Consider the following 19,517-nt stretch of genomic DNA (forward strand, 5'->3'; position numbering starts at 1 on the left):
TGCTGTCGCACCCAGTGCGGGTTCCCGTCGATCTCCGCCGATGTGGGCCGAGAACATGGAAAGGAAGAACGCATCATACGTTCGCAACATTAAGTTTCACTAAATCGCGTATCTGCTTTCTCCCGTACTCACGAGTGTGACCAAAAAAATACGCTAATCTACTAATGTATCCCTACACCGCACAAAAATCGAAAGCGAGTGGCCTTCCGTCTCCCAGAAACGTATAGTTAACAATGTGTTAATACTGGAGGCTGAAGTGGTGCGGGTAAAGAAGAAAAATCTTGACGGGGCAAGTCTGATTACCCCGGATACTGTCGCAAAAGAGATTTTTGCACGCAGGACGGAAACATTCGATGAGCAGTTCGCAGTTGCGAAAGCAGAGGTGGCGCTCATTCTCGAATTGGCACAACAGCAATTCGACAATCGTGTTTCGGCACGTGAGATAATACATAGAACGGCGGGTGCACTTCATGGCCTGCGGGAAAATCTCCACTCCAGCGTGTGGGCTGAACTGATTCCGCTGGTACAGAATCACCCCGTTTCGAGCCATTTTCTGGAGGACCCGTTCACGCGGTGGTCTTTCGAAAAGCCGCGGGGTTATTCGGGCGATGCGCAGCTGCTCGATTTCATTTATGGTCACGACAGTGTTGCCGAACTGGTGAAGAAGGCTACGCCGCTAGGTGCGGCCCTTTACGATTATACGAAGGATGCCAGTTCCTCGGTCGCCGTGCGCGAGCGGCGCGATTTGCTGACACGCTTCGTTGACGAGGCCGCAGCCCGGCACGGCAATGAGACGGAAATCCTCACCATCGCGTCCGGCCATCTGCGCGAGGCGGATGCGTCCATGGCGTTGAAAGAGGGCGGGATCAAGCGCTGGGTGGCGCTCGATCAGGATCCCTTGAGCGTCGGTTCCGTCGCCCGGGATTTTAACGGCAGCTGCATCGAGGCGATCGACGGTTCCGTGCGCGATATCGTGCTGCGCACGCAGGAACTCGGCACCTTCGATCTGATCTATGCGGCCGGTCTCTACGATTATCTGAACGACCGTGTGGCGATCAAGCTCACGCGGCGCTGCATGGAGATGCTGAAACCCGGCGGCATGTTCCTCTTCGCCAATTTCTCGGAAGACATCGTCGTCGACGGTTACATGGAGACCTTCATGAACTGGGCGCTGCTGTTGCGCTCCAAGGCGGATATGTGGCGGATCGTCAATGCCAGCGCTGATCCTTCCAGCATCGAGGCGGAGGTGTTCTTCGGGGAGAACCACAATATCGTTTACGCAACGATGCGTAAGAAGGCGTGACATCCTTCGGCCAGTCTCTGCTTGCCAATAACTATTTGCTTAAACCTCGTCGCGGGCCTAAGAATCCGCGCCGAATGCGTTGCAGGATGGAATGGCTGAAATGAAGAGATATTATTCGGATATGGGCGGTTTGCCGGGACAGACGGAACTTCTGTCGAGCAAGGCGGTGTTCAAGACCGCTTATGCGGTCATCCCCAAAACCGTCATGTCCGATATCGTGACAAGTGTGCTGCCGCACTGGACCGGCACCCGGGCCTGGATCATCGCCCGGCCGATGACGGGTTTTTCCGAAACTTTCGCGCAATATATCGTTGAGGTGCAGCCCGGCGGCGGCAGCGACCGGCCGGAACCGGACGCACGGGCCGAGGCGGCGATCTTCGTCGTTGACGGCGAAATGACCGTGGAGTTCGAAGGCGTGCAGCATGGCCTGCGAGAGGGTTCCTTTGCCTTCCTGCCTGCCGGCTCCCGCTGGCAGCTTCGCAATTCGGGCAAGGCGCCTGTCAAGTTCCACTGGGTCCGCAAGGCGTTTCAGGCGGTCGAGGGTCTGGAGCCGCCGCCGGTGATCTTCACGCATGAAGATGAAAACACTCTCTCGCCCATGCCCGACACGGACGGCAAATGGGCAACGACCCGTTTCATCGATCCGGAGGATGTACGTTACGACATGCACCTCAACATCGTCACCTTCGAGCCGGGCGCGACCATTCCCTTCATGGAAACCCATGTGATGGAACACGGCCTTTATGTGCTGGAAGGCAAGGCCGTCTACCGGCTGAACGAGGATTGGGTGGAAGTGCAGGCGGGTGACTTCATGTGGCTGCGCGCCTATTGCCCGCAGGCCTGTTATGCGGGTGGACCGGGCCGCTTTCGTTACCTGCTCTACAAGGATGTGAACCGGCACGTGAAGCTCTGGTAACGGGCATCATAGTCACAGAACCCGGGAATTATCGCGCAATCCGAAGGTTTGCGCGATAAATGCTTGCGTTAAATCGAATATCTCTAATAAATCCGGTGATGCGGGCGGCCATTGCCGCCCCGCACCCTTTCGGCCTTCATCCGCATTTACCTCAAGAAGAATGCCCGCATGAGTGAGACGATCGATACCAACATCTTCAACCTCGCGCCCGTGGCGATGTGGATAGAAGATTTCAGCGACGTGAAAAGCCAGTTCGATATCTGGCGGTCGCAGGGCGTCGAGGATATCAGGACGTTTCTTCTCGAAGATTTATCAAGGGTTGCGGCCTGCTCCCAGAAAATCCGTGTGATCAAGGTCAACGTCAGGACGCTGGAGCTGTTCGAGGCGCGTGATCAGGCGCATCTCGTTGACAATCTGCACCGGATTTTTCGTGACGACATGCTGGAAAGCCATGTGAACGAGCTTTCCGAACTCTGGGCGGGCAAGACGGAATTCACCAGCAACGCGGTCAATTATTCAATCGGCGGCAAGCGGCTGGATATTCAGTTGCGCGGTGCGGTCATCCCCGGCCACGAAGAAACACTCGGGCGGCTGCTTTTGACCACCGAGGATGTGACGGAGCGGGAGGAGGCCCGCCGCAAGGAGCGTCTCAACCGCCGTTACGCCGAAGGCATGTTCAAACATTCGCCCGTTTCCCTGTGGGTGGAAGATTTCAGCCGGGTGCGGCGATTGATCGAGGAGGTCAGGGAGCGCGGCATCATCGATTTCCGCGTGTTCATGGATGTTCATCCCGAATTCGTGCGGCAATGCATGAGCGAAATTCGCGTCATCGACGTCAACCGCGCGACGCTCGACCTGTTCTGCGCGCCGGACCGGCAGGTTCTGTTGCAGCGGCTTGGCGATATTTTCCGCGGCGAGATGGAAAAGCCGTTCCGCGAACAGCTGATGGAGCTTTGGAACGGCAATCTCAACCACCATCGCGAGGTGGTGAATTATGCGCTTGACGGTTCGGAGCGGCACGTTCTCCTGCATTTTTCCGTTTTTCCGGGCCATGAGCACGACTGGTCGCTGGTGCAGGTGGCGTTGACGGACATTACCGCGCGCAAGAAGGCTGAAGCCTATCTCGAATATCTCGGCAAGCACGATGTGCTGACCAAGCTGCACAACCGCGCCTTCTATTCGGATGAGTTGAACAGGCTGGAGCGCAGCGCGCTCAGGCCGGTTTCTGCGATCGTTATCGATCTCAATGGCCTGAAGGACGCCAATGACAAGCTGGGGCACGATGCCGGTGACGCTTTGTTGCGGCGCATGGGAGAGGTGCTGAACGGCGTCGTGACCGCGCCGAACCATGCCGCGCGCATCGGCGGTGACGAATTCGCCATCCTTCTTCCCGGCGCCGACAAGCAGGTTGCCGCCGCCATGGTCGAAACCGTTTATGAGTTGCTGAAGATCAACAACCAGTTCTATTCCAGCGCGCCGCTCAGCCTGTCGCTGGGTGTGGCGACCAGCGAGGCCGGCGAGACGATGGAATCGCTGGTGCGCCGCGCCGATATGAATATGTACGAGCAGAAGAACGCCTATTATGCGGCCCTGCGCAACAGATCCGCCGATAATAGCGACACGACGAAGAACGGTCCGCCGGAAGCCACCTCGCTGAAGCGTCTGTTCTAAGCGGGCGGGAAACGGCACATTGCCGTCCCGTTTGCGCCATTTCCGTTTGATGCTCTGGCGATATGGCCACGCGCAGGTTCACTGCCGCCACAGGCGCTTCCCGCAAGGGCGGCCCTCCTTCCCGATTTCTGCAATAGCCATTCCCGTTTCCAAACCGTCTCACGCCTTCACAAGCGCGTGAGACGGCTTTTGCACTGCAACAATTTCATTGCCAAATTTTACATACGTCTTAGTATGTATGTAAATGTGACCTTTTTTATGGATTCGGAGCGCAGTATGGCGAAGAGATTGAGGCAGATCGCGGCGGTGTTGTTGACAGGCATCGTTTTGGTCGGATGTAGCGATGAGCAGGCCTCAGCGCCCGGCGCGCCGCCGCCCGGTGCCGTGAAGATCGTGACGGTGAAGCAGGAAGAGCTTCCCATTACCAACGAATTGCCCGGGCGCATTGCGCCGACGCGGCTTGCCGAAGTGCGTCCGCGTGTCTCCGGCATCATCGTGGAGCGGGTGTTCGAACAGGGCTCGCTGGTGCAGGAAGGCGATGTTCTCTATCGGATCGATCCCGCGCCGTTTCAGGTGCGTGTCGACAGCGCCGAAGGCACGTTGCGCCGGGCGCAGGCCGCGCAGCTTCAGGCGCGGCAGACCGCCGACAGGCAGCAGCAGCTGCGCCGGTCCAATGTTGGTTCCCAGCAGGAATTCGACAATGCCATCGCCCAGCTGGCGCAGGCCGATGCCGAGGTAGCCGTGGCCGAAGCCGGCGTCGCGGAAGCGAAGCTCAATCTGCAATATGCCGATGTCAAAGCCCCGATCGGCGGCCGGATTGGTCGCGCACGTATTACCGAAGGCGCACTCGTCAGCGCCACCGGCTCGGAAAATCTGGCGACGATCCAGCAGCTTGATCCGATCTATGCCGACTTCACCCAGCCGGCCGCCGATCTCATCCGGCTGCGCAAGGCCCTGCAGGATGGCAAGCTGATGACCGGCCCGAACGAAGCCGAAGTCAACCTGCTGTTCGATGACGGCAGCCGCTACCCCGTTCCGGGCCGCCTGCTGTTTTCTGAAGCCGCGGTGGATGAAACCACCGGTCAGGTGACGCTGCGCGGTGAATTCCCGAACCCGAACGGCGATCTGCTGCCGGGCATGTATGTGCGCGTGCAGATCCAGCAGGGCATCCAGAAAGCCGCCTTCGCCGTGCCGCAGCAGGCGGTTCAGCGCGATGCCGGCGGTCAGGCCAGTGTGCTTGTCGTTAATGCCGAAGACACGGTCGAGCAGCGTCGCGTCAGCGTTGGCCGCTCCGTCGGCGATCGCTGGGTAATTTCCGAGGGCCTGAAGGATGGCGACCGCGTCGTGGCCGAAGGTTTCCAGAAGACCGCTCCGGGCGCGAAGGTGAAGCCGGAACCGTGGTCTGATGAGGCCGATGTCGCCACTGCCGCCGGCAGTGAGAGCGCGGCTCCCGCTGCGAAGCAATAAGGACCGATTTCATGGCACGTTTTTTCATCGATCGGCCCATTTTTGCCTGGGTCGTCGCCATCTTCATCATGCTCGCGGGCCTGCTTGCCATTCCCATGCTGCCGATTGCGCAATATCCGAATGTCGCCCCGCCGCAGATCTCCGTCTCGACCACCTATCCTGGCGCGTCGCCGGAGGATATTTACCAGAGCGTCACGCGTCCCATCGAAGAAGAGCTGAACGGTGTTCCCGGGCTGATCTACTTCGAATCGACGTCGGAATCCTCGGGTCGCATTTCCATCAACGTCACCTTTGCGCCGGGCTCCAATATTGGTGAAGCCCAGGTGGAGGTTCAAAACCGCATTGCGCGCGTTGAACCCCGCCTTCCTCAGGCAGTCACGCAGCAGGGTCTGCGTGTCGAGCAGGCAGGCACGTCGTTCCTGATGATGGTGGCGCTCACCTCCGTCGACGGCAACACAGATGCCATCGGTCTCGGCGATTATCTCAGCCGCAACGTGCTGGGTGAGTTGCGCCGCGTTCCCGGCGTCGGCAGCGCGCAATTGTTCGCTACCCAGCGCTCTATGCGCATCTGGATGGACCCGGACAAGATGCTGGGCCTCAGCCTGACATCGAACGACGTCATCAGCGCCATCCAGGCACAGAACTCGCAGGTTGCCGCCGGCCGCATCGGTGCATCGCCAAATCCCATCGGCCAGCAGATTTCCGCAACCGTCAACGTGCAGGGTCAGCTCACCTCGCCGGAAGAATTCGGTTCCATCGTGCTGCGCGCTAATCCGGACGGCTCATCCGTCCGGCTGCGCGACGTCGCGCGCGTGGAAGTGGGCGGCGAAAGCTATAACTTCTCGAGCCGCCTGAACGGCAAGCCGAGCGCTGCTATCGGCGTACAGCTTTCGCCCACCGGCAATGCGCTGCAGACCTCCGAGGGCGTTCGCGCCACGATGGAGGAGCTGTCGCGGTATTTCCCGCCGGGTCTGGAATACGAAATTCCCTATGACACCAGCCCCTTCGTCAAGATTTCGATCGAGAAGGTCATTCACACGCTGCTCGAGGCCATCATCCTCGTCTTCGTGGTGATGTTCGTTTTCCTGCAGAATATCCGCTACACGATCATTCCGACACTGGTGGTGCCCGTGGCGCTGCTCGGCACCTGCGCCATCATGTATGTCTCGGGTTTCTCTATCAACGTTCTGACCATGTTCGCCATGGTTCTCGCCATCGGCATTCTGGTGGATGACGCGATTGTCGTCGTTGAGAATGTCGAGCGCATCATGGCGGAAGAGCATCTGTCGCCCAAGGAGGCCACCCGCAAGGCGATGGGCCAGATTTCCGGCGCGATCATCGGCATCACGCTGGTGCTGACAGCCGTGTTCGTGCCCATGGCCTTCTTCCCGGGCGCCGTCGGCATCATCTACCAGCAGTTCAGCCTGACCATGGTGGTGTCGATCCTGTTCTCCGGCTTCCTCGCCCTGTCGCTCACGCCGGCGCTCTGCGCGTCGTTCCTGAAGCCCATCAAGGCCGGGCACCATGAGAAGAAAGGCTTCTTCGGCTGGTTCAACCGCGGCTTCGACAAGGCCTCGCACAAATATTCCTCGTCCGTCGGCAGCATCATCAAGCGTTCCGGACGCTTCATGGTCATCTATGCGGCGTTGCTGGTCGGCCTCGGCTGGGCGTATATGCAACTGCCGAGCTCGTTCCTTCCGAACGAAGATCAGGGCTACCTGATTGTTGACATTCAGGCGCCGGCGGAAGCCAGCAGTGATCGTACGCTGCAATCCATCCAGCAGATCGAAAAGATCTTCATGGAAGAGCCGGCGGTGGATCGTGTGATTGCGGTTTCGGGTTTCTCCTTCTCCGGCTCCGGCCAGAATGCCGGTCTGGCCTTCGCCACCTTGAAGGACTGGAGCGAACGCGGACCGAATGATTCCGCCGCCGCCATATCGGCGCGCGTCAATGCCAAGCTGTGGGGGCTTCCGGACGCCATGTCCTTCGCGCTGTCGCCGCCGCCAATCCAGGGCCTCGGCAATTCCAGCGGCTTCACCTTCCGCCTGCAGGATCGCGCGGGTGCGGGACAGGCTGCTCTCAGCGCTGCCGGTGCGCAACTGATGGCCGCTGCCCGTCAGAGCCCCATCCTTGCCGGCCTTCGCATTGAAGGTATGCCGGATGCGGCACAGGTCAACCTGATCATCGACCGTGAGAAAGCCAATACGTTCGGCGTCACCTTCAGCGATATCAACGCCACCATCTCGGCCAATATGGGCTCGTCCTACGTCAATGACTTCCCCAATGCCGGCCGCATGCAGCGCGTGACGGTGCAGGCGGAGCAGGGCCAGCGCATGAAGACGGAGGATCTCCTGAACCTCAACGTCCGCAATGCCAATGGCGGAATGGTGCCGGTGAGTTCGTTTGCCACGGTGGAATGGGTGCGCGGTCCCTCGCAGGTGGTCGGTTATAACGGCTATCCGGCTGTCCGTATCGGCGGCCAGTCCGCACCGGGCTATTCGTCCGGTGACGCCATTGCCGAAATGGAGCGTCTGGCGAGCGAATTGCCTGCTGGTTTCGGTTTCGAATGGACCGGTCAGTCGCTGCAGGAAATCCAGTCCGGTTCGCAGGCGCCGGCATTGATCGGGCTCAGCGTTCTCTTCGTCTTCCTGCTGCTCGCAGCACTTTACGAAAGCTGGTCCATTCCGCTCTCCGTGATGCTGGTGGTACCGCTTGGCGTCATCGGCTCGGTGGCGGCTGTCATGCTGCGCGGCATGCCGAACGACGTCTACTTCCTGGTGGGCCTCGTCGCCATCATCGGCCTGTCCGCAAAGAACGCGATCCTGATCATCGAATTCGCGAAGGATTTGCGGGCGGAAGGAAAATCCACCTATGATGCGACGGTGGAGGCGGCGCACTTGCGCTTCCGGCCGATCCTGATGACGTCGCTTGCCTTCTCGCTCGGCGTGCTGCCAATGGCGATCGCCTCCGGTGCGAGTGCGGCGAGCCAGAATGCCATCGGCACCGGCGTTCTGGGTGGCATGATCTCGGCGACGATCCTCGCGATCTTCTTCGTCCCCGTCTTCTTCGTCTTTGTCATGAAGATTTTCGGGGATCGGAAGAAGGAGAAAGAGATTGCTGCTGACGCCGTATCGCCGGCGGAATAAAACGTGTGTGAAGGCCGGGCCAAAAGTCATGTGAATGCGTTCATCTGATTGACAGCCCGGCACTGCAAAGAAGGCACGGTGCGAAAGCGCCGTGCCGCGATTGGAAGGAGACATGAGCATGCGCCGAACCAAGGCCGAGGCAGAAGAGACGCGTCAGGCGATCCTTGCCGCTGCCGAGCGGGTGTTCTTCAAAAAGGGTGTTGCCAACAGCTCTCTCGATGAGGTGGCGGCTGCCGCCGGCGTCACGCGCGGAGCGATCTACTGGCATTTTTCCAGCAAGAGCGATCTCTTTATCGGCCTCTATCAATCGGTGTCCCTGCCGGAATCGGATCTGCTCGATTTCGGCGACCCCGACCTCAAGGGGCTGGCTCTGCTGGCCAAGATCGAGGAAGCGGCCTGCAAGTGGCTGACGCTTCTTTCAAAAGATGAGCAACGCCAGCGCATCATGACCATCAGCCTGCGCACCAATTACTCGGATGAGTTCGCCCCGGTGCTGCACGCGCAGGAGGAACTAGACCGGTATCACAAGGATCGGCTCGAGGGCGCTTTCGCGCGGGCGCAGGCGGAAGGTGCATTCAACGACAACTGGACGGCGGACTCTGCGCTCGACGCGCTCTACTGGCTGCTGAAAGGCATGTGCTCCGACTGGCTGCTGTTCGGCAAGCGTTTCGATCTGGCCAAGGAGGGCGCCGAAGCCGTGCACCGTCTGATGAAGGGTTTCCAGCGCTCCTCCGCATCCTGACAGGACTTTCACGACCTTCTGGCTTGCGGTTCATACGGTCAAATTTGAGTGTATTCTAAAACACCAGCGAAAATTGCTTTACGTACCTCAAAACGGACGCTAGCTTCTTCTTCGAGCTTTGGGAGGAGTTCGTAGATGGTCATTTCAAATAAAATTAAGGGGCAAGCGCCGTCCGTTCCTGCGGGACACCGGTGACGGCACATGGCTTTTGCTGACGAATCTCCAGACCATGCCCTTATCCGGACGGTTGGGCTGTCGAAGTCTTTCGGGCCGGTACAGGTTTTGAAAGATATCGAGATCGCGGTGCGTGCCGGTGAGGTCCACGCGATCATAGGCGAGAACGGCGCCGGCAAGTCGACGCTGATGAAGCTTCTGGCCGGCAATGAAAAGCCGTCGGGCGGGGAAATCCGCATCGATGGCGAAGCCGTGGCGCTGAGCGGCCCTGTGGATGCTGAACATCGCGGCATTGTTCTCGTGCATCAGGAAATATTGCTGGCGCCCGATTTGACGGTGGCGCAGAACATCTATCTCGGCCGCGAAGTACGCAGGGGCGCCATGGTGGACGACCGCGCCATGCGCGCCGGCGCCCGCAAGGCGATCGCCGATCTTGGCGGTACGATCGATCCGGACGCCATTGTCGGCAGCCTGTCGATTGCCCAGCGGCAGCTGGTGCAGATCGCCCGCGTTCTGCTTGTGCCGCATCGCGTGGTCATTTTCGATGAGCCGACGGCGAGCCTTACGCCCATCGAAACGGATGCACTGCTGAATGTCATCAGGGACATCCGGGCAAAGGGCGTGGCCGTGCTTTACATTTCGCATCGTCTGCCGGAAGTGAAGGAGATTGCCGACCGGGTGACGGTTCTGCGTGACGGCAAGCTGATCGCCTCCCATCCGGCATCGGCGCTGGAGCCTGCCGATATGGCGCGGCTCATGGTGGGGCGCGACGTAGCCAAGCTTTATCCGGACCGCGCCGCCGGCGGCGAGCACGAGCCGGTTCTGCAGGTGGAGCATTTTACCGTTCCGGGTTATGCAGAGGATGCCGGTTTCAGCCTGCGCAGGGGCGAAATTCTCGGTTTTGCCGGTCTCGTTGGCGCCGGCAGAACGGAACTCATGGAAGGAATACTCGGCCTGCGCGCCGGTCGGGGAACCGTGCGGCATCACGGCAGGCCGGTGCATTTCGCAAAGGCGGAAGACAGCCTGAAGGCCGGCATCGTTTATCTGAGCGAGGACCGCAAGGGCAAGGGGCTGCTGCTTGGCAAGGATCTGCGGATCAACCTGACACTGGCCTCGCTCAGGAAATTCAGCCGGATGTTCCAGATCGACACGCGGCGCGAAACGGCGGCGCTCGATGATGCGGTGCGCGACTTCGATATTCGCACTGGCCGCAAGGATTTGCTTGCGGGCCAGCTCTCCGGCGGCAACCAGCAGAAGCTGCTGCTCGCCAAGATGATGCTGCTCGATCCCTCCATCGTCATCATCGACGAACCGACACGGGGCATCGACATCGGCACCAAGGAGCAGATTTACCGCTTTATCGCCAAGCTCGCGGATGAGGGGCGCTCGATCATCGTTGTTTCCTCGGAAATGCCGGAGCTGATCGGCATCTGCGATCGTATTCTTGTGATGCGTTCGGGCCGGATCGTCGGTGAGGTGACAGGTGAGCGCATGACCGAAAACGACATCGTGGCGCTGGCGACGGGCGTTCATACGCAGGAACCTGCCTGAGCGCCCGTGTCGCGGGAAATATGGCCTGATAAAGAAACTGAGGGAAAACATGACTGAGGCCGCATTTGATAACGGCAAAACGCCGAAGACCTCGAAGGACTGGGACCTGCGAGCGGTTGCGCCTTTCGTGGCGCTGGCCCTGCTGCTGGTTCTCGGCACCATCGCCAATCCCAATTTCATCGGCATCGATAATCTGTTGAATGTCGTCACCCGCAGCGCCTTCATCGCCATCATCGCGCTCGGGGCCACCTATGTCATCACGTCAGGCGGGCTTGATCTGTCGGTCGGCGCCATGGTCGCATTTGTCGCCAGCCTGATGATCCTGTTCATGAATAGCGCCTTCATCGCCAGTCCGCTTTTGATGCTGCTTACCGCCATGGCGCTGGCGCTCGCCATCGGGGCTGCCTGCGGGCTGACAAACGGCCTCATCACTACCATCGGCCGCATCGAACCTTTCATCGCCACGCTCGGCACCATGGGCATTTATCGCGGCTTGACCACGTGGCTGTCGCAGGGCGGCGCGATCACGCTGCGCAACCCGGAAATCCAGACGCTTTATCGCCCGGTCTATTTCGGTAATGTCTTTGGTGTGCCGGTGCCTGTCATCGTCATCTTCGTCACCGCCGCAATAGCCGCCTTCGTGCTTTATCGCACCCGCTATGGCCGGCATCTCACGGCCGTCGGCTCCAGTGAGGATGTGGCGCGTTACTCCGGCATTTCGGTCGCACGGGTGCGCACCATCGCTTATGTGGTGCAGGGGCTCTGCGTCGCCGTTGCGGTGCTGCTTTATGTGCCGCGTCTTGCCTCCACCTCGGCCACGACAGGCATGTTGTGGGAGCTGCAGGCGATCACCGCCGTCGTCGTCGGCGGCACGGCGCTGAGAGGCGGGGTAGGGCGCATCTGGGGTACAATCTGCGGCGCCTTCATTCTGGAGATCGTCGGCAACATCATGATCCTGTCGAACTTCGTCAGCGAATATCTGATCGGCGCCATTCAGGGCGCGATCATCATCATCGCCATGCTGGTGCAGCGCTCGCTCAGCCGCAGGTGACGTATCACGCCGCGCCATGTGGGGCAGGCGCGGTTGAAGGAGGAACGCCCCGGTCTTGGGAGGAAAGAGACTATGCGTAGTAAATTCATCGGCGTGGCCTTTGCCGCGCTGGCCACGGTGCTTGCGGGTTCAGTACACGCACAGGACAAGAAGGTCACCATCGGCGTGTCCATTCCGGCGGCCGACCATGGCTGGACGGCAGGCGTCGTCTATCATGCCGAGCGTGTGGCGAAGCTGTTGATGCAGGAGCATCCGGGGCTCAACATCATCGTCAAGACGTCGCCGGATGCCGCCAATCAGGCGAATGCGCTTCAGGACCTTGCCGTGCAGGGGCTCGATGCACTTGTCGTGCTGCCGTCCGATCCGGATCCGCTCGTCAACGCCATCAAGGAGATCAAGGACAAGGGCACCTTCGTCGCGCTCGTCGACCGCGCGCCGAGCGTCAACGACAATTCGATCCGCGATCTCTACGTTGCCGGCAACAACCCCGCGCTTGGCCAGGTGGCCGGCGAATACATCAAGAAGACGACGCCGGATGCCGAAGTCGTGGTCATTCGCGGCCTGCCGATCCCGATCGACCAGCAGCGCCAGGATGGTTTCGACAAGGGTATTGCCGGTTCCAGCGTCAAGGTTCTCGACCGCCAGTACGGCAACTGGAACCGCGACGACGCCTTCCGCGTGATGCAGGACTATCTGACCAAATACAAGAAGATCGACGTGGTCTGGTGTCAGGACGACGACATGGCGATCGGCGTGCTGGAGGCTATCCAGCAGGCGAAACGTACCGATATCAAGTATATCGTTGCGGGCGCCGGTTCCAAGGACATGATCAAGAAGGTCATGGACGGCGACAAGCTGGTCCCGGTCGACGTGCTCTATCCGCCCGCAATGGTGGCGACAGCCATGCAGCTGACGGCCGGGCATTTCTACGATCAGGTGCCGGTCGCGGGTGAGTATATCCTCGATGCGACCCTGATCACCAAGGACAATGCCGAGCAGTTCTACTTCCCGGATTCGCCGTTCTGATCTGATTTTCAGCTAACATCTACGCCCGCCGCAAGGCGGGCGTTTCATTTGGTGGCTTACCCGTTCTTCCTGAACCACGCCGAGAGATAATCGACAAAGCTGCGCACCTTGGCGGGCAGGTAGCGGCGATGCGGATAGACCGCATAAATGCCCCTGTCCTTGGAAATATAATCGTCGAACAGCGTCACCAGCTCACCGGACTGGATGTAGGGTCTGGCGATGAAATCCGGCACCAAGGCGATGCCGAGACCAGCGCGCGCCGCGCGCAACGTCGCCTGCGGGCTGTTGACCTCGATCGGCCCACTGATAGTGACCGAATTCGAGCCGCCATCCGGCTCCAGATACCGCACTGTATTATGAAAACGCGTATTGGTGTCGATGATGAAAGGCACGCGGGAGAAATCCTGCGGGCCGTCTAGCGGCCCGTGTTGCGCCACGAAATCCGCCGTCGCCACCGCATAGACCCGGAAATCGGAAAGCTTGCGGGCGATCAGACCCGAATCTTCCAGTCGGGTGATTCGAACCGCGAGATCGAAACCTTCCTCGATCAGGTCGACGAATCGGTCTTCCGCAACGATTTCCAGCGACAGTTCCGGATTTTCCTTGGCAAAATCGATCAGGCTCTGGCCGACATCGGCATCGATGAAGGTGCGGGGAACGGAAATTTTGAGCTTCCCCTTCAGATCGGCATTCTTTTCACGCACCAGATCGGCGAGGTTATCGATCTCCTTCAGAATATCGGAAGCGGTGCGGTAATAGGTATGACCGGCTTCCGTCAGCGAGAACTGCCGGGTGGTGCGGTTGAGGAGCAGTGCGCCGAGATCATCTTCCAGTTCCCGCACATATTTGGACAGAAGCGCCTTGGAGCGCCCGGTCTTGCGCGCCGCGGCGGAAAACCCCTCAGCTTCGACAACATCGATAAAGGCGCGGATGCGGGTCAGCGTGTCCATGAAAATCCTCCGGTTCGTTCCATATAATTGAACGTGCGCAAGTCACTGTTCAACCCTTAATTCACTGCTGAAAAAATCCGCTCTTTGGTGAAAAATTCCTCTTGATTATGACTGCGAATATTCTTATCTCCCGTGCTGCCCAAAGTCGCACGTGCCCATGTGTGTCCGCCGAGTCCTCGATGTGGTGAGGATTTCGGTAAGGTACCTGGAACTAACCCCTCCAGTCGCTATTCCGGCCAACCGGGAAATGCGAGGACATATGAAGCAACGACGGTGCGGGCCTTTCTGGTTCTCTGCCGGCTTTCCATCAGCCGGGGTACTGAAGAGGCACACCATCATTGCCTGAAGTGCGGTCGGGTCATTCCCTCCAATCGATGGCAGACAAAGCCGAATGATGCTCTGGCAGGGCGTCGTTCACATTCGCGCCTTGAGCGTATGCTATCGAGTCTGCGCCTCCACCGGCTGATTCGTATGCATATCTCGAGCGTCCTTTGTCCTTCGGATTTTTCCGAAGTCGGTTTAACAGGGAATATATCGATGACGACTGCACGCATTCTCGACTTCATCAAGACCCGACGTCCCGAAGGCCCTTGCCTCGTGGTTGATCTCGACGTCGTGCGCGACAATTTCAACGCTTTCCGGCACTCCCTGCCGAACAGCGCCATCTATTACGCCGTCAAGGCAAACCCGGCTCCCGAAATCCTGAAGCTGCTCGCTTCGCTCGGCTCCAACTTCGATTGCGCCTCCGTGGCTGAAATCCAGATGGCGCTTGATGCGGGTGCGACTTCCGACCGTATCTCCTTCGGCAACACCATCAAGAAGGAACGCGATGTTGCACGCGCTCATGCGCTCGGCATCGATCTCTTCGCCGTTGATAGCCACGAGGAAGTCGAGAAGGTTGCCCGTGCCGCTCCCGGCGCACGCGTGTTCTGCCGCGTGCTGACGGATGGCGAAGGCGCCGAATGGCCGCTGTCGCGTAAGTTCGGCTGCGTGCCGCAGATGGCTGTCGACGTTCTGGTCTATGCACATCAGCTCGGCCTCGAATCTTACGGCGTTTCCTTCCATGTCGGTTCGCAGATGATGAATCTCGACGCATGGGATGCGGCGCTGGCCGATGCCAAGCGCGTCTTCGCTTCGCTTGCCAAGCAGGGCATCCACCTGCAGATGGTCAACATGGGCGGTGGTTTCCCGACCAAGTACCTGCGCGACGTTCCGGCTGCCGAAGAATACGGCCAGGCGATCGACACGGCGCTGCGCAAGCACTTCGGCAACCAGATCCCGAAGACGATCATCGAGCCGGGCCGCGGCATGGTCGGCAATGCCGGCGTCATCAAGGCGGAAGTTGTTCTCGTGTCGCGCAAGTCCGACAACGACAACCACCGCTGGGTGTTCCTCGACATCGGCAAGTTCGGCGGTCTCGCCGAGACGATGGATGAGGCTATCCGTTACCCGATCCGCACCGAGCGCGACCAGGACGAGATGGAGCCCTGCGTTCTGGCCGGCCCGACCTGCGACAGCGCCGATGTGCTGTATGAAAAGAACATGTACCCGCTGCCGGTCTCGCTGACCATCGGCGACGAAGTTCTGATCGAAGGCACAGGCGCCTATACGACGACCTATTCGGCCGTTGCCTTTAATGGCTTCGAGCCGCTGAAGGCTTACATCATCTGATCCGAACGCCGTCCGCTGAGCAGGGCGGCGTCTCGACCAAGCTTCCGTTCCGGCTTTGCCGATTGTGCTGATGCGCAAATCCCTGCTTGCTGCACCTCTTCCAGCCGAGGAAAGCGTGTCGGCGGGCCGGAACGGCTCCACCATTTTTTTATCAAGGGCCGCGTGTGGGCGGTAGTGTGACGGGAGGCCAAGGATGGCCGCTCTTTTGAATTCGGTACGGGCATTTTTCACACCGCAGACGTTTCATGTCGATCAGGAAAATCCGGGCGATGTCGTCGCCCGTGAGAACCTGCTGGACCGCGCCATGGGCGCCGGCCGCCGCCGCAAGTCTTCCGAGAAGCTGCGCGCCGGTCGCGTTCCGGCCGAAGGTCTGGCACTCGTCGCCCGCGATGAGGATGGCCATGTCATCGGCACGGTGCGCCTGTGGAATGTCGAGGCCGGTATCTCCCGCGAAGGTCGCGCCGTCGAAGCGCTGCTGCTCGGCCCGCTGGCTGTCGATGCCGCCCATGAGGGCAAGGGCATCGGCTCGGCGCTGATGCGTGCCGCCATTGGCGAAGCCACCAAGCGCGGCCACGGCGCCGTTCTTCTGGTTGGCGACGCCCCTTATTACGAACGTTTCGGCTTCTTCGCCGACAAGGCCCAGCATCTCATCATGCCCGGCCCGTTCGAGCGCAGCCGTTTCCTGGCGCTGGAACTGAAAGCAGGCTGGCTGGAAGGCGCTGCCGGTCTGCTGGTGGCAAGCGGCCGCAGGCTCTCTGCCTGAACGAACCTCGCTGCTGATATCAAACCCCGACCCAAAGCCGGGGTTTATTGTTTCTGCTATATGGCCAAGGGAGGTGGCCGTTGCCCGCCGATAATTCCCGAGCACCTCTTGCGCGCAAAAATTTACGGGTATATACCCGAGACAAATGCCAAACGATAGTTGCCACTGCATCCTGTTGCGCAAAGCATCCCGTAAGGTCTCGTCCTATTATGACGAGGCCCTGGCGCCGCTTGGCGTCAATATCGGTCAGTTCAGCCTGCTGCGGAACATCAACCGCACCGCGCCCGTCTCGCTAACCGATCTGGCCGCGCGGGTGGAACTGGATCGCTCCACCGTTGGCCGCAATGCCAAGGTGCTGGCTCGTATGGGTCTGGTGGCCATCGGCCATGGCGAGGATCAGCGGGAAGCGATGCTGACGGTGACGACGGAAGGACACGCGATCCTGAAGGCGGGTGCGCCGCTCTGGGATGGGGTACAGGATGAAATCGAGGCCCGGCTTGGGCCCGAAAAGACAGCACAATTGCAGGAACTGCTCGCAGCCCTGTAATTTTTGGGGATATGCGGGTATCTGCCCGCAATATAGGGTATATACCCGTAAAATATCGGCCACGGCCGCTGGAAAGGGAATTTGAACATGCTCTCCACACGCCTCGCCAGCTGGATGGCCGGCAGAAATCTGCATTATGGCTGGCTCGTTGCCGCAACCACCTTTCTGACCATGCTGGCCACCGCCGGTGCGATGGGATCTGCAGGGGTGATGATCCAGCCGCTGCATCAGGAATTCGGCTGGGATATTGCCGATATTTCCTCGGCAATGGCCGTCAGGCTGGTGCTTTTTGGCCTGCTTGGACCTTTTGCCGCCGCCTTCATGAATCATTTCGGCGTCCGGCAGGTGGTGTCCACTGCGCTTGCCCTGATCATGGGCGGCATCGTCGCCTCCTTCTTCATGACCGAGGTATGGCAATTGCTGCTGCTCTGGGGCGTGGTGATCGGTGTCGGCACCGGCATGACCGCCCTGGTATTGGGCGCCACCGTGGCGGCTCGCTGGTTTTCCAAGCGTCGCGGATTGGTGATCGGCCTCATGACGGCGAGCAACGCCACCGGCCAGCTGGTCTTTCTGCCGCTGCTGGCGGCGCTGACGGAAGCCTATGGCTGGCGAACCGCCCTTACCCTGTCCGTGGCGGTAATTGCCACGGCCATGGTTCTCGTCCTGCTTTTGATGCGCGACCATCCTGCCGATGTCGGCCTGCCGGCCTATGGCGAGACCGTGGTGGCAAAGCCGGTCAAGCAGGATCACAATCTTCTCGCCACATTGCTATCGCCGCTGGTGACGCTGAAGAGCGTATCGGCCAACCCGGTCTTCTGGGTGCTTTTCGGCACATTTTTTGTCTGCGGGCTTTCGACCAACGGTCTTATCCAGACACACTGGATTTCAATCTGCGGTGATTTCGGCATGGCAGCGGTGACAGCGGCGGGCACACTGGCGGTAATCGGCATCTTCGATTTCTTCGGCACGATCTTCGCCGGCTGGCTTTCCGACCGGTTCGACAATCGCTTCCTGCTGTTCTGGTTCTACGGTCTGCGCGGCCTGTCGCTGCTCTATCTCTCATTCTCGGGGTTCAGCTTCGTGGAACTTTCTGTCTTTGCCGTCTTCTACGGGCTGGACTGGGTGGCGACCGTACCGCCGACGGTGAAACTTGCCGCCGAGAATTTCGGTCGCGAAAAGGCCGGTCTCGTTTTCGGCTGGGTCTTTGCCGGCCACCAGCTGGGAGCCGCCACCGCCGCCTTTGGCGCCGGTTTCTTCAAGAGCGACTTCGACACCTATATGCCCGCGCTGCAGATTGCCGGTCTGATGTGCATGATCGCGGCCGTCTCGGTTCTGCTTCTGCGCAAGCCCGGTTCCGCGCACCTCACGCCCCAGACCGCGTGAGAAAGGTGATGCACTGAAAAAGGCCTGTTGATGCAGGCCTTTTTGTATTTCCCAGAATATGTGCCGGGCGCGCAGTGTACCGCTCCTAGACCGCGAACGTATCTGTTGCGAAATTATCACAATGCGCGCCGGTTCTCAGTTCCTTTGCGCGATCCGTATCCCGGTTTGATCCATCTCAATCGGCCTGCCTTTCCCGTCGTCATAGTGGCTCCCAAGCGGTTGCGGCAGGCGACGATTCGCCAGGCCCGCCGTCATCAGCCGGTTTCCGGGGACTTGCCCGGCTGCGGTGCGCTATAGGAGAGATGGAATGACGAACAGAAACAGAAAAACCGCTTTGCTTGCCAGTGTCATGGCTGGTGTTGCGGCCACGCTGATATCCGCCAATGCCATGGCGGCCGATCTGGCCCCGGCAGCGCCGGCGCCCACCGCCGAAGAGGCGATTGCCGCGGCAAGCCCGTGGATGCTGCGCGTGCGCGGCCTCGGCGTCATCACCAATGACAGCGGCAGCGTCGACGGTTTGCCGGGCGCGGACCTGTCCTATTCGGATACGGTGATCCCGGAACTCGACATCAGCTATTTCTTCACCCCGAATATCGCCGCCGAGCTTATTCTTGGCACCACCTACGCCAAGATCAACGGCGAGGGCGTGCTCGCCGGAACGCCAGTGGGCAAGACATGGCTGCTGCCGCCGACGCTGACGCTGCAATATCACTTCACCGATTTCGGCGCCTTCAAGCCCTATATCGGCGCGGGTGTGAACTATTCGATGTTCTACAACCAGTCCGAAAAGCCGGGTTTCAGCAATCTGGACGTCAAGAACAAGTTCGGCGCGGCCGTGCAGGTCGGTTTCGACTATATGCTGGACGAGCATTGGGGCGTGAACTTCGATGTGAAGAAGATCTTCCTGAAGACCGACTGGACTGCCGAATTGGGTGGCACGCCGATCAGCGGCAAGGCCAAGCTCGATCCCTGGCTGATCGGCGCGGGTATTACTTATCGCTTCTGATCACGGTTCGATGCTGCGCCGCCTTTGACGGGCGGCGTCATATCGGCTATAGGGACGGCCACGGGCAGAAGAGCCCCGGCCGTCCGCAGGCGTTTGCGCCCCTGGTGAAGCTCTTTTCAGAATAACGGTCATCCCCATGTTTTGCATGTC

15 protein-coding genes are annotated in these 19,517 nt (G+C 59.9%); 14 read left to right on the top strand and 1 reads right to left on the bottom strand.

Annotated elements, in window-relative coordinates:
• The first annotated feature begins 256 nt into the window (after positions 1 to 256).
• From V6R85_RS19560 to V6R85_RS19600, 9 genes are all read left to right on the top strand, one after another.
• A complete protein-coding gene (locus V6R85_RS19560) occupies positions 257 to 1,303 on the top strand; it encodes a class I SAM-dependent methyltransferase (protein ID WP_161974198.1) in 1,047 nt (348 codons plus the stop codon).
• A 91-nt stretch (positions 1,304 to 1,394) separates the two neighbouring features.
• The gene (locus V6R85_RS19565) at positions 1,395 to 2,219 is read left to right on the top strand and encodes a bifunctional allantoicase/(S)-ureidoglycine aminohydrolase (RefSeq protein ID WP_035213010.1); all 825 of its coding nucleotides are present in this window, start codon (positions 1,395 to 1,397) and stop codon (positions 2,217 to 2,219) included.
• Between the two features lie 168 nt (positions 2,220 to 2,387).
• Positions 2,388 to 3,890 carry a sensor domain-containing diguanylate cyclase gene (locus V6R85_RS19570; protein ID WP_035213033.1) on the top strand — a complete coding sequence of 501 codons (1,503 nt, stop codon included), beginning with the start codon at positions 2,388 to 2,390 and terminating at the stop codon, positions 3,888 to 3,890.
• A gap of 276 nt (positions 3,891 to 4,166) precedes the next feature.
• The gene (locus V6R85_RS19575; RefSeq protein WP_003506580.1) at positions 4,167 to 5,357 is read left to right on the top strand and encodes an efflux RND transporter periplasmic adaptor subunit; all 1,191 of its coding nucleotides are present in this window, start codon (positions 4,167 to 4,169) and stop codon (positions 5,355 to 5,357) included.
• Between the two features lie 11 nt (positions 5,358 to 5,368).
• Positions 5,369 to 8,503 (top strand): efflux RND transporter permease subunit, encoded by a 3,135-nt coding sequence (locus tag V6R85_RS19580; protein ID WP_080864945.1) that lies wholly within the window; start codon positions 5,369 to 5,371, stop codon positions 8,501 to 8,503.
• 118 nt (positions 8,504 to 8,621) lie between these two features.
• Positions 8,622 to 9,245, top strand: a complete 624-nt coding sequence (locus V6R85_RS19585) for a TetR family transcriptional regulator (protein WP_031234023.1) — start codon at positions 8,622 to 8,624, stop codon at positions 9,243 to 9,245.
• A 201-nt stretch (positions 9,246 to 9,446) separates the two neighbouring features.
• Complete coding sequence (locus V6R85_RS19590) at positions 9,447 to 10,970, top strand: sugar ABC transporter ATP-binding protein (protein ID WP_080864946.1); 1,524 nt, start codon at positions 9,447 to 9,449, stop codon at positions 10,968 to 10,970.
• Between the two features lie 49 nt (positions 10,971 to 11,019).
• Positions 11,020 to 12,021 (top strand): ABC transporter permease, encoded by a 1,002-nt coding sequence (locus V6R85_RS19595; protein ID WP_112958643.1) that lies wholly within the window; start codon positions 11,020 to 11,022, stop codon positions 12,019 to 12,021.
• Positions 12,022 to 12,093: 72 nt separating this feature from the next.
• Entirely contained in the window at positions 12,094 to 13,047 is a 954-nt protein-coding gene (locus V6R85_RS19600) for a substrate-binding domain-containing protein (protein WP_020011756.1), read from the top strand.
• A 56-nt stretch (positions 13,048 to 13,103) separates the two neighbouring features.
• On the opposite strand, the gene V6R85_RS19605 is transcribed toward V6R85_RS19600, so the two are convergent.
• Complete coding sequence (locus tag V6R85_RS19605; RefSeq protein WP_003506591.1) at positions 13,104 to 13,997, bottom strand: LysR family transcriptional regulator; 894 nt, start codon at positions 13,995 to 13,997, stop codon at positions 13,104 to 13,106.
• A gap of 537 nt (positions 13,998 to 14,534) precedes the next feature.
• Here V6R85_RS19605 and odc2 point away from each other — a divergent pair.
• The 5 genes from odc2 (at position 14,535) to V6R85_RS19630 (ending at position 19,367) form a co-directional block, all read left to right on the top strand.
• A complete protein-coding gene (gene odc2 / locus V6R85_RS19610; RefSeq protein ID WP_003506594.1) occupies positions 14,535 to 15,668 on the top strand; it encodes an ornithine/lysine decarboxylase in 1,134 nt (377 codons plus the stop codon).
• 193 nt (positions 15,669 to 15,861) lie between these two features.
• On the top strand, positions 15,862 to 16,431 hold the full coding sequence (locus V6R85_RS19615; protein WP_003506595.1) for a GNAT family N-acetyltransferase: 570 nt from the start codon (positions 15,862 to 15,864) through the stop codon (positions 16,429 to 16,431).
• Between the two features lie 145 nt (positions 16,432 to 16,576).
• Complete coding sequence (locus V6R85_RS19620; protein WP_020813368.1) at positions 16,577 to 16,978, top strand: MarR family winged helix-turn-helix transcriptional regulator; 402 nt, start codon at positions 16,577 to 16,579, stop codon at positions 16,976 to 16,978.
• A gap of 87 nt (positions 16,979 to 17,065) precedes the next feature.
• Complete coding sequence (locus V6R85_RS19625; RefSeq protein ID WP_112958644.1) at positions 17,066 to 18,361, top strand: MFS transporter; 1,296 nt, start codon at positions 17,066 to 17,068, stop codon at positions 18,359 to 18,361.
• Between the two features lie 307 nt (positions 18,362 to 18,668).
• Positions 18,669 to 19,367: an OmpW/AlkL family protein gene (locus tag V6R85_RS19630; RefSeq protein WP_336377139.1), complete on the top strand. Its 699-nt coding sequence runs from the start codon at positions 18,669 to 18,671 to the stop codon at positions 19,365 to 19,367.
• Positions 19,368 to 19,517: the final 150 nt, after the last annotated feature.

It is taken from the genome of Agrobacterium sp. CCNWLW32 (assembly GCF_037083425.1).
GTDB classification, from domain to species: Bacteria; Pseudomonadota; Alphaproteobacteria; order Rhizobiales; family Rhizobiaceae; genus Agrobacterium; species Agrobacterium radiobacter.